At 56.1% G+C, this 15,778-nt stretch carries 13 protein-coding genes and 1 tRNA gene; all 14 read right to left on the bottom strand.

All coding sequences use genetic code 11. From position 1 onward, the window contains the following. A partial coding sequence (locus tag H559_RS20375) for a GTP-binding protein (RefSeq protein ID WP_031274870.1) occupies window positions 1–104 on the bottom strand: 104 nt, incomplete at its 3' end. Window positions 105–172: 68 nt separating this feature from the next. Continuing rightward, entirely contained in the window at window positions 173–2,269 is a 2,097-nt protein-coding gene (gene fusA, locus H559_RS0112930) for an elongation factor G (protein WP_028453030.1), read from the bottom strand. Between the two features lie 28 nt (window positions 2,270–2,297). Further along, on the bottom strand, window positions 2,298–2,768 hold the full coding sequence (gene rpsG / locus H559_RS0112935) for a 30S ribosomal protein S7 (RefSeq protein ID WP_028453031.1): 471 nt from the start codon (window positions 2,766–2,768) through the stop codon (window positions 2,298–2,300). Between the two features lie 129 nt (window positions 2,769–2,897). Continuing rightward, window positions 2,898–3,272, bottom strand: coding sequence for a 30S ribosomal protein S12 (gene rpsL / locus H559_RS0112940; protein WP_028453032.1), 375 nt, complete (start codon window positions 3,270–3,272; stop codon window positions 2,898–2,900). A 159-nt stretch (window positions 3,273–3,431) separates the two neighbouring features. After that, window positions 3,432–7,673 (bottom strand): DNA-directed RNA polymerase subunit beta', encoded by a 4,242-nt coding sequence (gene rpoC / locus H559_RS0112945; protein ID WP_028453033.1) that lies wholly within the window; start codon window positions 7,671–7,673, stop codon window positions 3,432–3,434. A gap of 176 nt (window positions 7,674–7,849) precedes the next feature. After that, complete coding sequence (gene rpoB, locus H559_RS0112950; RefSeq protein WP_028453034.1) at window positions 7,850–12,022, bottom strand: DNA-directed RNA polymerase subunit beta; 4,173 nt, start codon at window positions 12,020–12,022, stop codon at window positions 7,850–7,852. Window positions 12,023–12,204: 182 nt separating this feature from the next. Next, the gene (gene rplL / locus H559_RS0112955; protein WP_028453035.1) at window positions 12,205–12,576 is read right to left on the bottom strand and encodes a 50S ribosomal protein L7/L12; all 372 of its coding nucleotides are present in this window, start codon (window positions 12,574–12,576) and stop codon (window positions 12,205–12,207) included. Between the two features lie 42 nt (window positions 12,577–12,618). After that, complete coding sequence (gene rplJ / locus H559_RS0112960) at window positions 12,619–13,116, bottom strand: 50S ribosomal protein L10 (protein WP_028453036.1); 498 nt, start codon at window positions 13,114–13,116, stop codon at window positions 12,619–12,621. A gap of 261 nt (window positions 13,117–13,377) precedes the next feature. Continuing rightward, on the bottom strand, window positions 13,378–14,076 hold the full coding sequence (gene rplA / locus H559_RS0112965) for a 50S ribosomal protein L1 (RefSeq protein WP_028453037.1): 699 nt from the start codon (window positions 14,074–14,076) through the stop codon (window positions 13,378–13,380). Beyond that, window positions 14,077–14,508: a 50S ribosomal protein L11 gene (gene rplK / locus H559_RS0112970; RefSeq protein ID WP_028453038.1), complete on the bottom strand. Its 432-nt coding sequence runs from the start codon at window positions 14,506–14,508 to the stop codon at window positions 14,077–14,079. A gap of 81 nt (window positions 14,509–14,589) precedes the next feature. Next, window positions 14,590–15,123: a transcription termination/antitermination protein NusG gene (gene nusG, locus H559_RS0112975; protein WP_034641320.1), complete on the bottom strand. Its 534-nt coding sequence runs from the start codon at window positions 15,121–15,123 to the stop codon at window positions 14,590–14,592. 23 nt (window positions 15,124–15,146) lie between these two features. Then, complete coding sequence (secE, locus tag H559_RS0112980; RefSeq protein ID WP_028453040.1) at window positions 15,147–15,500, bottom strand: preprotein translocase subunit SecE; 354 nt, start codon at window positions 15,498–15,500, stop codon at window positions 15,147–15,149. Window positions 15,501–15,558: 58 nt separating this feature from the next. Then, window positions 15,559–15,634, bottom strand: a tRNA-Trp gene (locus H559_RS0112985). 49 nt (window positions 15,635–15,683) lie between these two features. Then, window positions 15,684–15,778: EF-Tu C-terminal domain-related protein (locus H559_RS22325; protein WP_081413055.1), on the bottom strand; the 95-nt coding region annotated here is incomplete at its 5' end.

Raw genomic sequence — 15,778 nt, forward strand, 5'->3', positions numbered from 1 at the left:
ATGGTGGTGATTGCAGCGGTCAGGGTGGTCTTGCCGTGGTCAACGTGGCCGATAGTACCTACGTTTACGTGCGGCTTCGTCCGTTCGAACTTTTCTTTTGCCATTTTGATAACTTCCTTGATATTGCGAATATGCAGAGGGCCAAGCCCGAGGGCTCAGCCACCGATACTAATTACTTCTTGCTCATGATCGCTTCTGCGACATTGCGCGGCGCTTCGGAATAGTGCTTGAACTCCATGGAGTACGTAGCACGACCCTGCGACATCGAGCGCAAAGTGGTCGAGTAGCCAAACATCTCGGACAGCGGAACCTCCGCCTTGATCATCTTGCCACCTGCCGGGTTGTCATCCATGCCCTGCAGAATACCGCGACGGGATGAGATATCACCCATGATGTCGCCCATGTACTCTTCCGGGGTTTCGATTTCAACAGCCATCATCGGCTCGAGAATTACCGGCTTAGCACGACGCATCGCTTCCTTGAATGCAATCGAGCCAGCCAGCTCAAACGCAATCTGGGAAGAGTCAACATCGTGGTAGGAACCAAAGGTCAGGCGAACAGTAACATCAACCACCGGGAAGCCAGCCAGAACACCAGACTTCAGCGTATTCTGGATACCCTTATCAACCGACGGAATGAATTCGCGCGGAATCACACCACCCTTGATTTCATCGATAAAGATGTAACCCTTACCTTCGCCGGACGGCTCGATCGTGATCGTACAATCACCAAACTGGCCCTTACCACCAGACTGCTTGGCATGCTTGCCCTGCACATCCTTGGCAACGGTCGTGATGGTTTCACGATAGGCAACTTGCGGCGCACCTACGTTAGCCTCGACGCCGAATTCGCGCTTCATGCGATCAACGATAATTTCCAGGTGCAATTCGCCCATACCGGAAATGATGGTTTGACCAGATTCTTCGTCGGTACGAACACGGAAAGAAGGATCTTCCTTCGCCAGACGACCAAGCGCCAAACCCATTTTTTCCTGGTCAGCCTTGGTTTTCGGCTCAACGGCCACGTGAATTACCGGTTCCGGGAACTCCATGCGCTCAAGGACAATGACCTTATCCAGGTCGCACAGTGTTTCACCAGTGGTGACATCCTTCAGACCAATCGCCGCGGCAATATCACCTGCGCAAACTTCGTCAATTTCCTTGCGGTCATTGGCGTGCATTTGCACGATACGGCCGATACGCTCTTTCTTGTCCTTCACCGAGTTCAGAACAGAGTCACCAGACTTCACAACACCCGAATAGACACGGAAGAAGGTCAGCTGACCAACATACGGGTCATTCATCAGCTTGAAAGCCAGCGCCGAGAAAGGAGCCGAATCCGAAGCCTCGCGGGAGTCATCATTGCCACGGTCATCCGTACCCTTGATCGCCTCAACTTCAACCGGCGACGGCAGGAACTCAATAACCGCATCCAGCATGCGCTGAACACCCTTGTTCTTGAAGGCGGAACCGCACAGTACCGGCTGGATTTCGCAAGCCAGGGTGCGTGCACGCAGCGCAGCAACAATTTCCTCTTCCGACAGTTCGCCGGTTTCGAGGTACTTGTTCATCAGGTCTTCATTGGCCTCAGCAGCCGACTCGACCATCTTCTCTCGCCATTCCTGAGCTACATCGACGAGATTCGCCGGAATGTCGCCGTACTCAAACTTCATACCCTGGGACGCTTCATCCCAGATAATGGCCTTCATCTTGATCAGATCGACCACACCTTCGAAGGTGTCTTCAGCACCGATAGGCACAACCACCGGCACCGGATTTGCCTTCAGGCGAATCTTCATCTGCTCAACCGCGCGGAAGAAGTTGGCGCCAGAACGGTCCATCTTGTTCACAAAGGCCAGGCGCGGCACATTGTATTTATTCGCCTGACGCCAAACGGTTTCAGACTGGGGCTGAACACCACCCACAGCACAATAAACCATGCAGGCGCCATCCAGAACACGCATGGAACGCTCAACTTCAATCGTGAAGTCAACGTGCCCCGGAGTATCAATGATATTGATATGGTGTTCCGGGAACTGCATACCCATACCCTTCCAGTAGGTAGTGGTTGCAGCGGAAGTAATGGTAATACCACGCTCCTGCTCTTGTTCCATCCAGTCCATGGTGGCAGCACCATCATGAACCTCACCGATCTTGTGATTTACACCGGTGTAGAACAGGATACGTTCGGTAGTAGTGGTCTTGCCGGCATCAATGTGAGCGGAAATACCAATATTGCGGTAGCGCTCAATGGGAGTCTTACGAGCCACGGCTTATTCCTTAATGAATGATCGCAATTTAGAAGCGGTAGTGGGCAAAAGCCTTGTTCGCTTCAGCCATGCGGTGAACTTCATCACGCTTCTTCATCGCACCGCCGCGACCTTCAGCCGCATCAAGCAGTTCACCGGCCAGACGCAGATCCATGGACTTTTCACCACGCTTGCGAGCCGCTTCGCGAACCCAGCGCATCGCCAATGCCAGACGACGGCTAGGACGTACTTCAACCGGAACCTGGTAGTTCGCGCCACCAACACGGCGGCTCTTGACTTCCACGATCGGCTTCACGTTATTGATAGCGGTAGTGAAAACTTCAATTGCATCCTTGCCACCCTTCTTTTCGATCTGGGCAAGTGCGCCATAAACGATGCGCTCTGCAACGGCTTTCTTGCCGTCGAGCATTACAACGTTCATGAACTTGGCGAGTTCAGTGGAACCAAATTTCGGATCCGGCAGAACCTCGCGCTTCGGTACTTCTCTGCGTCTTGGCATTTTATACTTCCTTAATGTGACATTCAGTCGGGGTCATCCCCACGGCCTGCCATAAAACAGGCCACTTACTCGATGGTTTACCCGGAGGGTCGTGCCCATCGACCACACGATACGAACAAGCTGAAAGACTTAAGCCTTCGGACGCTTCGCACCGTACTTCGAACGAGACTGCTTACGATCCTTAACGCCAGCCAGATCAAGCGAGCCGCGTACGCAGTGATAGCGCACACCCGGCAAATCCTTGACACGACCACCGCGGATCAGCACCACGCTGTGTTCCTGCAGGTTATGGCCTTCACCACCGATGTACGAAATGACTTCGAAACCGTTGGTCAGGCGAACCTTGCACACTTTACGCAGAGCGGAGTTCGGCTTCTTCGGAGTGGTGGTGTACACACGAGTGCACACACCACGCTTCTGCGGGCATGCTGCAAGAGCAGGAACCTTGCTCTTGGAGACTTCCGCAACACGCCCTTTACGGACGAGCTGGTTGATAGTTGGCATTGTTTCTTTCCTACCAGGTTAACAACACAGCGCAAAGCGCTGCGCCCAAGCATTTCCGCACGCGGAAATGGAACAAGCGACGACCCGAGAAGGGTCGCCGCCGAAAAAAGACTTGAATTATATGGAGAATTCAAGTCCCCAGTCAATCACCGACTGCAATCACTCGGAAGACGATTGTTCTTCCATCGCTACTTCAGCCGCCGCTTCAGCAAACAGGGCCATCGGGTCAACAGCAACCTCGGCAGTGCGCTTGCGGTTTTTGTGGTAAGCCAGGCCAGTACCTGCCGGGATCAGTCGGCCAACAATCACGTTTTCCTTCAGACCGCGCAAATCATCAACCTTGCCCATGATTGCCGCTTCTGTCAGAACACGCGTCGTTTCCTGGAAGGATGCGGCAGAGATGAAGGAATCGGTAGACAGCGAAGCCTTGGTAATACCAAGCAGCACGTTGTCAAACTTGGCCAGCTCCTTGCCTTCGGCAGCCATCTTGTCGTTTGCGATCAGCACTTCGGCACGCTCGACCTGCTCACCCTGGATGAAGGAGGTATCGCCCGCATCGGTAATGATTACACGGCGCAGCATCTGGCGAACAATCACCTCGATGTGCTTGTCGTTAATCTTTACACCCTGCAGTCGATAGACTTCCTGCACTTCCTGCACGATATAGCGGCTCAGTGCCTCGATACCCTGTAGCTTCAGGATGTCATGCGGGTCGATCGGACCATCAACGATGGTTTCACCGCGGTTCACTACCTGACCGTCGTGTACCATGACGTGCTTGTCCTTCGGAATCAGGTATTCATGCGCCAGGCCATCCAGGTCGGAAATGATCAGTCGCTGCTTGCCCTTGGTGTCCTTACCAAACGAAACGGTACCAGTCACCTCGGCCAGCATGCCGGCATCCTTGGGTGAACGTGCTTCGAAGAGCTCGGCAACACGCGGCAGACCACCGGTAATGTCGCGGGTCTTGGCCGATTCCTGCGGAATACGTGCCAGCACATCACCCTTGCCAACGGTCTGGCCATCCTTCACGGTAATGATCGCACCAACCTGGAAGCCGATGGTTACAGCGGTATCCGTTCCGGTCAGCTTGACTTCGTTACCCGATTCGTCAAGCAGCTTGACCAGCGGACGAACGCCCTTGGCTGCACCTGCCTTGCGCTTCGGGTCAATCACGACCAGCGTGGACAGACCGGTGACTTCGTCGACCTGCTTGACGACCGTAATGCCCTCTTCCACGTTCTCGAACTTCACCTGGCCGGCGTATTCGGTAATGATCGGACGGGTGTGCGGATCCCATGTACCCAGCACTGCGCCAGCCTTGATCGCCTCGCCATCCTTGACCAGCAGCGTGGCACCGTACGGCACCTTGTGGCGCTCACGCTCACGGCCATGATCATCCAGCACCAGCACTTCGGCAGAACGTGCGATGACCACGAGATCACCCTTCACATTTGCGACGTAACGCATATTGGACGAGAAAGCCACATTGCCGTTCGACTTGCTTTCCACCTGACTGGCCGCAGCAGCTCGCGATGCAGCACCACCGATGTGGAAGGTACGCATGGTCAGCTGGGTACCCGGCTCACCGATCGACTGGGCAGCAATAACGCCTACCGCTTCACCTGCGTTCACGAGGTGACCACGACCCAGATCGCGGCCATAGCACTTGGCGCAAAGACCATAGCGGGTTTCGCACGACAGCGGAGTACGAACCTTCACCTCATCGATGCCGAGGCGTTCGATGGTGTCGACTTCGTCTTCGCCCAGCAGCGTACCGGCTTCGTAGATGGTTTCCTGGCTGGACGGATCAATCACGTCAGCTACCGCCACACGACCCAGAATACGGTCACGCAGCGCTTCGATCACGTCACCACCCTGCAGAACCGCCTTCATGCTCACACCATTCTTGGTGCCGCAATCATCCTCGATAACGACCAGATCCTGCGTAACGTCAACCAGACGACGAGTCAGGTAACCGGAGTTCGCAGTCTTCAAAGCCGTATCCGCCAGACCCTTACGTGCGCCGTGCGTCGAGATGAAGTAGTCCAGTACGGTCAGGCCTTCGCGGAAGTTCGCCTTGATCGGCGTCTCGATAATCGAGCCGTCCGGCTTGGCCATCAGACCCCGCATACCGGCCAGCTGACGAATCTGCGCAGCAGAACCCCGAGCACCGGAGTCGGCCATCATGTAGATGGAGTTGAACGATTCCTGCTTGACCTTGTTGCCGTAACGATCAGTCACGTCGACGGTCTTCAGGTTGTCCATCATCGCCTTGGCAATGTCTTCACCCGCCTTGCCCCAGATATCGACGACCTTGTTGTAGCGCTCGCCGTGGGTTACCAGACCGGAGTTGTACTGCTCTTCGACTTCCTTGACTTCCTTCTGCGCAGCCTGTTGCAGCTCGATCTTTGCACTGGGCACCAGCATGTCATCAACGCAGATCGAAATGCCGCCGCGAGTCGAGAAACCGAAACCGGTATACATCAGCTGGTCGGCAAAAATCACGGTATCGCGCAGACCGCAGCGACGGAACGACGCATTGATCAGCTTGCCGATTTCTTTCTTCTTCAGCGCCTTGTCGACGTGACTGAAGTCCAGACCCTTGGGCAGGATTTCAGACAGGATCGCACGACCCACGGTCGTGTGCTTGCGCACCAGCTTGTATTGCCACTCACCGTTCTCGTCCTTGAACCATTCTTTCAGGCGGACGAATACCTTGGTGTGCAGTGACACTTCCTTGTTGTCATAGGCGCGACGCGCTTCGCTGACATCGGCAAAGTAGGATGCGAGGCAACCCTCTTCCAGCGCCTTCTGGGTATCCGGCTCAGCTTCGCCCTTGCCGTTAACGGCTTCACGCGACATGTAGTACAGACCCAGCACGATATCCTGCGACGGCACGATGATCGGCTCGCCGTTGGCCGGCGCCAGGACGTTATTGGAGGCCAGCATCAGCGTGCGGGCTTCCATTTGTGCTTCCAGCGACAGCGGCACGTGAACGGCCATCTGGTCACCGTCAAAGTCGGCGTTGAACGCGGCACACACCAGCGGGTGAAGCTGGATCGCCTTGCCTTCGATCAGTGTCGGCTCAAACGCCTGGATACCTAGACGGTGCAGCGTCGGCGCGCGGTTCAGCAGAACCGGATGCTCGCGAATCACGTCTTCCAGAATATCCCACACCACCGGCTCTTGCGACTCGACCATCTTCTTCGCAGCCTTGATGGTGGTCGCCAGACCCATGACTTCCAGACGATGGAAGATGAAGGGCTTGAACAGCTCCAGCGCCATCAGTTTCGGCAGGCCGCATTGATGCAGACGCAGAGTCGGGCCTACGGTAATAACGGAACGACCAGAGTAGTCGACGCGCTTGCCCAGCAGGTTCTGACGGAAACGGCCGCCCTTACCCTTGATCATGTCGGCCAGCGACTTCAGCGGACGCTTGTTGGCGCCCGTCATGGCCTTGCCGCGACGACCGTTGTCCAGCAGCGAATCGACAGCCTCCTGCAGCATGCGCTTTTCGTTGCGCACGATGATTTCCGGCGCGCGCAGTTCCAGCAGGCGCTTCAGGCGGTTGTTCCGGTTGATGACGCGGCGATACAGATCGTTCAGATCGGAAGTCGCGAAACGGCCGCCATCCAGCGGTACCAGCGGACGCAGTTCCGGCGGCAGCACCGGCAGCACTTCCATGATCATCCATTCCGGCTTGATGCCGGAACGATCGAATGCTTCCAGCACCTTCAGGCGCTTGGCGATCTTCTTGATCTTGGTCTCGGAACCGGTGCTTTCCAGTTCCTGGCGCAGCGTGGCGATTTCCTGATCGATATTCAGGCCCTTCAGCAGTTCGCGAACCGCTTCGGCACCCATCATGGCCACGAATTCGTCGCCATACTCTTCAACCTTGTTGAAGTAGTCTTCTTCGGTCAGCAGTTCACCGCGGGTCAGCGGGGTCATGCCCGGCTCAATGACGATGTAGCCTTCGAAATACAGCACGCGTTCGATATCGCGCAGCGGAATGTCGAGCACCATGCCCAGACGCGACGGCAGCGACTTCAGGAACCAGATGTGCGCAACCGGCGAGGCCAGTTCGATGTGGCCCATGCGCTCGCGACGCACCTTGGACAGGGTGACTTCAACACCACACTTCTCGCAGACCACGCCGCGATGCTTCAGGCGCTTGTACTTGCCGCAAAGACATTCGTAGTCCTTGATCGGGCCAAAGATGCGGGCGCAGAACAGACCGTCGCGCTCCGGCTTGAAAGTACGGTAATTGATGGTCTCCGGCTTCTTTACTTCACCGAAGGACCAGGTACGGATCTTTTCGGGCGACGCCAGCCCGATCTTGATCGCGTCGAATTCTTCGTCCTGAACGACTTGCTTGAAGAGTTCGAGAAGGCCTTTCATATCAATTCTTCTCCAGAAGAGAGGGACCACACACCACGGGGTATAGCCCCACAGCCATTTAATCAAAATGGCCAGAGGGCAATACCCACCAACCTAACCTACAGCGTGCGATCCCACCTGTGAGGGTGAGAGTCAGGTGCGGGGCGCCGGAGCGCCCTACTCACACCTCACACGGATCAATTGCGCTCGAGATCGATATCGATACCCAGCGAGCGGATTTCCTTCACCAGTACATTGAAGGATTCCGGCATGCCGGCGTCAATACGATGGTCACCCTTGACGATGTTTTCATAGACCTTGGTACGGCCATTCACATCATCAGACTTGACGGTCAGCATTTCCTGCAGGGTATAGGCGGCGCCGTATGCTTCCAGCGCCCACACTTCCATTTCCCCGAAGCGCTGACCACCGAACTGCGCCTTGCCGCCCAGCGGCTGCTGGGTAACCAGCGAGTACGGGCCGGTCGAACGAGCATGCATCTTGTCATCAACCAGATGATGCAGCTTCAGGTAATGCATCACGCCAACAGTGACCTTGCGCTCGAACGGCTCGCCAGTGCGGCCATCAAACAGCTGCATCTGAGTCTTGCTGTCGTTGAAGTTCAGCAGCTGGGTGCGAGCATCTTCGTTCGGGTAGGCCAGTTCCAGCATTTCGCGAATTTCGCTTTCCTTCGCACCATCGAAAACCGGGCTGGCAAAGGTCATGCCGGTACGCAGGCCCTGGGCCAGATCGAGTACTTCGTCATCGCTCAGGCCACTGAGGTCTTCCTGCCTGCCGGAGCTGCCATAGATCTTCTGCAGGTATTCACGCACTTCGGCCACATTGCGCTGTTCGCGCAGCATGCCGTCAATGCGCTGACCGATGCCCTTGGCAGCCCAGCCCAGATGCACTTCCAGAATCTGACCGATGTTCATCCGCGACGGTACACCCAGCGGGTTCAGCACGATGTCGACCGGCGAGCCATCTGCCATGTACGGCAGATCTTCCACCGGCAGGATTTTGGAAACCACGCCCTTGTTACCGTGACGACCGGCCATCTTGTCACCCGGCTGCAGACGACGCTTCACAGCCACGTAAACCTTGACCATCTTGATCACGCCCGGCGGCAGTTCGTCGCCTTGGGTGAGCTTGCGCTTCTTGTCTTCGAAACGCAGTTCGAACTCGGCCTTCATCTGGGCGATCAGATCCTTCATCGCCTCCAGCTGGCGGGCACCTTCCTCGTCTGCCAGACGGATGTCGAACCAGTCATGCTTGCTCGGCATGTCGGCCAGATATTCGGCAGTAATCGCCGTACCCTTGGCCAGACGCTTCGGGCCGCCATTGGCAATCTTGCCAATGATCTGGCGCTCGATACGCTCGAACATGTCGTTTTCAACGATGCGCAACTGATCGTTCAAGTCCTGGCGATAGCGGCGCAGCTGTTCGTCAATGATGGACTGGGCACGCTTGTCGCGCTCGACGCCTTCGCGGGTAAATACCTGTACGTCAATGACGGTACCCGACATGCCGGACGGTACGCGCAGCGAGGTATCCTTCACATCGGAAGCCTTCTCGCCGAAGATGGCACGCAGCAGCTTCTCTTCCGGAGTCAGCTGGGTTTCACCCTTCGGGGTCACCTTGCCGACCAGCACGTCACCAGCTTCAACTTCGGCGCCGATATACACGACACCGGACTCGTCCAGACGACCCAGCATGCGCTCGGCCAGATTGGAGATGTCGCGGGTAATTTCTTCCGCACCCAGCTTGGTGTCACGCGCCATGACCGACAACTCCTCGATGTGGATCGAGGTATAGCGGTCGTCAGCGATCACCTTCTCGGAGATCAGGATCGAATCTTCGAAGTTGTAGCCATTCCACGGCATGAAGGCGATGGTCATGTTCTGACCCAGCGCCATTTCACCCAGATCAGTGGATGCGCCATCGGCAATCACGTCACCCTTGGCAATCAGCGAACCACGTTGCACGATCGGACGCTGGTTGGTATTGGTGTTCTGGTTGGAGCGGGTGAACTTGACGAGGTTGTAGATGTCCACGCCCGTTTCGCCCGGCATGGCTTCGTCATCGTTCACGCGAATCACGATACGGGTCGCATCGACGTAGTCGACCTTGCCGCCACGCATGGCGGTCACTGCGGTACCCGAGTCAATCGCGCAGGTCCGCTCGATGCCGGTACCGACGAACGGTGCAGCAGCACGCAGACACGGTACGGCCTGACGCTGCATGTTCGCGCCCATCAGCGCGCGGTTGGCATCGTCGTGCTCCAGGAACGGAATCAGCGAAGCGGCAACCGATACGATCTGGCTCGGAGCCACGTCCATATACTGGACGTTCGCCGGCGATTCGGTCGTGGTTTCACCGTGCTTGCGGCAGGTTACGCGTTCTTCGATCAGCGAACCGTCTTCGGCAATTTCCGCGTTGGCCTGGGCGATCACGTACTTGCCCTCGTCGATCGCGGACAGGTAGTCGATCTCGTTGGTAACCTTGCCATCAACCACACGGCGATACGGAGTTTCGAGGAAACCGTATTCGTTGGTGCGGGCATAGCAGGACAGCGAGTTGATCAGACCGATGTTCGGACCTTCCGGCGTTTCAATCGGACATACACGACCATAGTGGGTCGGATGTACGTCACGTACTTCGAAGCCGGCACGTTCGCGGGTCAGACCACCCGGGCCAAGAGCCGATACACGGCGCTTGTGGGTAATTTCCGACAGCGGATTGGTCTGATCCATGAACTGGGACAGCTGCGAGGAACCGAAAAATTCCTTGATGGCAGCCGATACCGGCTTGGCATTGATCAGGTCATGCGGCATCAGGTTGTCGGATTCCGCCTGCGACAGACGTTCCTTGACGGCACGCTCGACGCGCACCAGACCGGCACGGAACTGGTTTTCCGCCAGTTCGCCAACCGAACGGACGCGACGGTTGCCAAGGTGATCGATATCGTCCACATCGCCGCGACCATTGCGCAGTTCAAGCAGGATGCCGATTACTGCCAGGATGTCCTCAGTGGACAGGACGCCAGCGCCTTCCAGGCCACGCGAGCCGACACGTTCGTAGAAACGACGCTGCCAACCCGGCGTGCGCTCGTCATGCTTGTCCGGATAGGCGCGACTGTTGAACTTCATGCGGCCAACGGCAGACAGGTCATAACGCGCTTCGTCGAAGAACAGGCCCTTGAACAAGGCTTCTACGGCATCTTCGGTCGGCGGTTCGCCCGGGCGCATCATGCGATAGATCGCAACGCGTGCAGCCCATTGGTCAGCCACATCATCAGTACGCAGCGTCATGGACAGGTAAGCCCCCTGGTCCAGGTCGTTGGTATAGAGGACGCGAACTTCCTTGATTTCGGCCTGCTCGAACTTCACCAGCAATTCTTCGGTGATTTCCTCGTTAGCCTTGGCAACCACTTCGCCGGTATCGGGGTCAACGGCATTAACCGCGAGAATGCGACCAAGCAGGAACTCGTCCGGAACTTCAACACGGGTCAGCCCCGCAGCATTGATGTCGCGGATGGTTTTCGCAGTGATGCGCTTGTCTTTCTGCGCCAGCACCTTGCCATCGTCAGTCACGATATCGAACTTGGCGACCTCGCCCTTCAGGCGCTCCGGCACCAGTTCCCAGTGAATATCGCCTTCATTGAGATAGAACGTATCGGTATCGAAGAACTCGGCCAGCATCTGCTCCGGCGTATAGCCGAGGGCCTTCAGCAGGATCGACACCGGCATCTTGCGACGGCGGTCGATACGGAAGAACAGCAGATCCTTCGGATCGAATTCGAAGTCCAGCCAGGAGCCGCGATACGGAATGATCCGTGCCGAGAACAGCAGCTTGCCGGAAGAATGGGTCTTGCCCTTGTCGTGTTCGAAGAACACACCAGGCGAGCGATGCAGCTGCGAAACGATGACTCGCTCGGTACCGTTTATGACAAAGGAACCATTACGTGTCATCAGCGGAATTTCACCGAAGTAGACGTCCTGCTCCTTGACTTCCTTCACGGTCGGCTTGGCCGCTTCGCGGTCCATGATGACCAGACGGACGCGGGCGCGCAACGGAGCAGCAAAAGTGATGCCGCGCTGCTGACACTCGATCACATCGAAAGGGGGCTCGCCCAGGCTATAGTGAACAAACTCGAGGCGTGCATTCTCGTTGTGCGAGACGATCGGGAAAATCGAGCTGAACGCAGCTTGCAGGCCAATAGAGCGACGCTCACTGATCGGTACACCCAACTGCAGGAACTCGGTGTAGGAATCAATTTGCGTAGCCAGCAGGAATGGCACTTCAAGCACGCTCGCCCGCTTCGCGAAGCTCTTGCGAATGCGTTTCTTCTCAGTGAACGAGTATTTCATACTCATAAACTCTCCATGGAGTGGGGCGCAAAGGACAAACCGCAAACGGCGCCGGATGGCACACGCGGTTTCCGGTTTGGCGTTTACCAGAACAAATTCGGCTGTAAGAATTCTTCAGCAGATACAAACGCAAAAGGGCAGGCGGATTACTCCGCCTGCCTTAAGCGATCACCCGGAGGTGATTACTTCATTTCAGCCTGTGCGCCAGCTTCGATCAGCTTCTTCACGATGGCTTCAGCATCAGCCTTGGCTGCGCCTTCCTTGACAGCCTTCGGAGCGCCGTCAACCAGATCCTTCGCTTCCTTCAGGCCCAGGCCGGTCAGTTCGCGAACAACCTTGATCACGCCAACCTTGTTAGCGCCAGCGCTGGTCAGGATAACGTTGAATTCGGTTTGCTCTTCAACAGCAGCAGCAGCAGCGCCGGCCGGGCCAGCAACAGCAACAGCAGCAGCGGAAACGCCGAATTTTTCTTCGAACGCCTTAACCAGATCGTTCAGTTCCAGAACAGTCATCGCGCCTACGGCTTCGAGGATGTCGTCTTTGGTCAGAGCCATGTTTAAATACTCCTGAAATCTTGTATCAATGCAAAAGGGAAATTAAGCAGCTTCGGCTTGCTTCTTTTCGGCCAGGGCGCCCAGCGCACGAGCCATGCCAGAAACCGGTGCCTGCATAACGAACAGCAGCTTGGACAGCAGCTCTTCGCGGCTCGGGATGCTTGCAAGGGCAGCGACTTCGGCCGCATTCATTACCTTGCCATCAAACGAACCAGCCTTGATGACGATCTTGTCGTCCTTCTTGGCAAATGTGTGCAGGACTTTGGCTGCAGCAACGGCATCTTCGGAAAAACCGTAAACCAGCGGGCCAACCATTTGGTCAGCCAGACCGGCAAACGGAGTATCCTGAACCGCGCGACGTGCCAGCGTGTTCTTCAGAACACGCAGGTATACGCCGGACTCACGCGCTTGCTTGCGCAGTTGAGTCATGCTGGCAACCTCAATTCCCCGGTACTCGGCGACGACGATAGTCTGAGCTTTCGCAACTTCTGCTGCGATCTCGGCTACGACGGCCTTCTTGTCTTCCAGATTGAGACTCAAGGTCTACCTCCATTGGTTATCAGTTCAGTGCGACAGGGTCACACCACCCAATTCAAACGGCGACCAATGTTCAGGAGACTGCAGATTTGCAATTGCATTTCATTCAGTCTGATTGGGAACACCGTCTACGTAGGCAGGTGTTTGGTCACCAGGATTAAGACCGGCACGCCGGTCACCTACGGTCTTTGACAATCCCCGCCATGCGGCAGGGCCCAAAGTCAGTTCAGGGCCATCCAAAATGGACGACCCTGCTCATTCGTATTACTGTTGCTGTACAGAAGCGGTATCTACACGGACACCAACACCCATGGTGCTGGATACTGCGAGCTTCTTGAAGTACACGCCCTTGGCCGCAGCAGGCTTAGCCTTCTGCAGGGCATCAACGAGTGCCAGCAGGTTCTGCTTCAGATCGGCATCATCGAAAGATGCGCGACCAATCGTTGCATGAATGATACCGGCCTTGTCGGTGCGGTACTGAACCTGGCCAGCCTTGGCGTTCTTCACTGCCTCGGCAACGTTCGGCGTTACGGTACCAACCTTCGGGTTCGGCATCAGGCCACGCGGACCGAGGATGGTACCCAGGGCGCCAACGATACGCATCGCATCCGGGGATGCAATAACCACGTCGAAGTCCAGATTACCAGCCTTGATGCTTTCGGCCAGATCTTCGAAGCCAACGATATCAGCACCTGCGGCCTTGGCAGCCTCAACATTCGCACCTTGAGTGAACACGGCAACACGCACCGACTTGCCAGTACCCTTGGGCAGAACAACGGAACCACGAACAACTTGATCCGATTTGCGCGGATCAACGCCGAGATTCACGGAAACATCAACCGACTCGTTGAATTTGGCAGTAGCAGCAGCCTTGACAATGGCAATAGCCTCATCAACAGCGTACAGCTTGTTGCGATCAACTGTAGCCTTCAGGGCAGCAAGACGCTTGGAAACCTTAGCCATTTACACGCCCTCCACTTCAAGACCCATGGAACGAGCAGAACCGGCGATGATGCGTACGGCAGCGTCCATGTCAGCAGCAGTCAGATCATTTTGCTTGGTCTTCACGATTTCCTCGAGCTGGGCACGAGTAACCTTGCCAACCTTGTCGGTATGCGGCTTGGAAGAACCCTTGGTGATGCCAGCAGCCTTCTTCAGCAGAATGGTCGCCGGGGGCGACTTCATCACGAAGGTGAACGACTTGTCGGCAAACGCAGTAATAACCACAGGAATCGGCAGACCAGGCTCGATGCCCTGAGTCGCGGCGTTGAACGCCTTGCAGAATTCCATGATGTTCAGACCACGCTGACCAAGTGCAGGACCGATCGGAGGCGAAGGATTCGCCTTGCCAGCCGGCACTTGCAGCTTGATGTAGCCGATAATTTTCTTGGCCATTTTAAGCTCCTAAAAACGGGTCAAACGTGCGCACGACAGTAACGCACTCCCCAAAAACAGGCGGCATTGCCGCCCAGTGAATCAGACCTTCTCCACCTGGGAGAAATCAACTTCGACCGGTGTAGCGCGACCGAAAATCGACACGGAAACCTTGAGGCGACTCTTGTCGTAATCCATTGATTCAACAGTCGCATTGAAGTCAGCAAACGGCCCCTCGGTCACCCGAAGCATTTCGCCAACCTCGAACATAATCTTTGGACGCGGCTTCTCGACACCTTCCTGAATCTGGCGGAGAACACCCTCCATCTCGCGAGCCGAGACCGGCAACGGGCGATTACCCACACCACCGAGGAAACCAGTCACCTTTGGAGTGGACTTCACCAAGTGCCAGGATTCATCCGTCATTTCCATTTCGACGTAAACATAGCCGGGGAAGAGCTTGCGCTCGGCAACCACCTTGCGGCCATTCTTTACTTCAACAACCTCTTCGACCGGAACCAGAATCTGACCGAACAAATGAGACAAGCCCTCACGCTCATAGCGCTCGCGCAAAGCCTTTTGCACACTCTTCTCAAAACCGGAGTATGCATGCACTACATACCAGCGCATTCCCATGCCTCTACCCTCAGCAATTGCGATCAGTGACGACCCAGAATCAGGTCATAAAAAACCCAAGTCAGACCTTGATCGACGATCAGCATGAACAGCGCCAAAACGCCGACAAAAAGAAACACCACCAGCGTTACCTGCCAGGTTTCTTTTTTCGACGGCCAAACTACTTTTTTTGCCTCTTTCCAGGAATCCCGGGCATAGTCAAAAAAATCGCGGCGCAAGGCAGAGAACCAGACAACCCCCAGTGCAGCAAGCACCGAAAGCAGCAAGCCCACCACACGCACGGCAGAATTGGTAACCGGCACAAACTGATAGGCAGCAGCACCCGCAATCAGCAGCAAGACCGCAACAAAAACTTTGATTTTGTCTACGCTTTCCATATTCTTTTCGGCGCACCGATAAAATAGAGCCGTCCCAAAGGAACGGCCCCGTATATTGTGGCAGGCGAGGAGGGTCTCGAACCCCCAACCCCCGGTTTTGGAGACCGGTGCTCTGCCAATTGAGCTACTCGCCTGCGGAAAGAGCAGAATTATAACAAATCCGCTCTTCTCTGTGAACTGCTTTTATTCGATGATCTTGGCAACGACGCCAGCACCAACGGTACGACCACCTTCGCGGATAGCGAATCGCAGACCCTGCTCCATCGCAATCGGTGCGA

The sequence above is a fragment of the Chitinilyticum aquatile DSM 21506 genome (assembly GCF_000430805.1).
In the GTDB taxonomy this organism is placed as follows: domain Bacteria; phylum Pseudomonadota; class Gammaproteobacteria; order Burkholderiales; family Chitinibacteraceae; genus Chitinilyticum; species Chitinilyticum aquatile.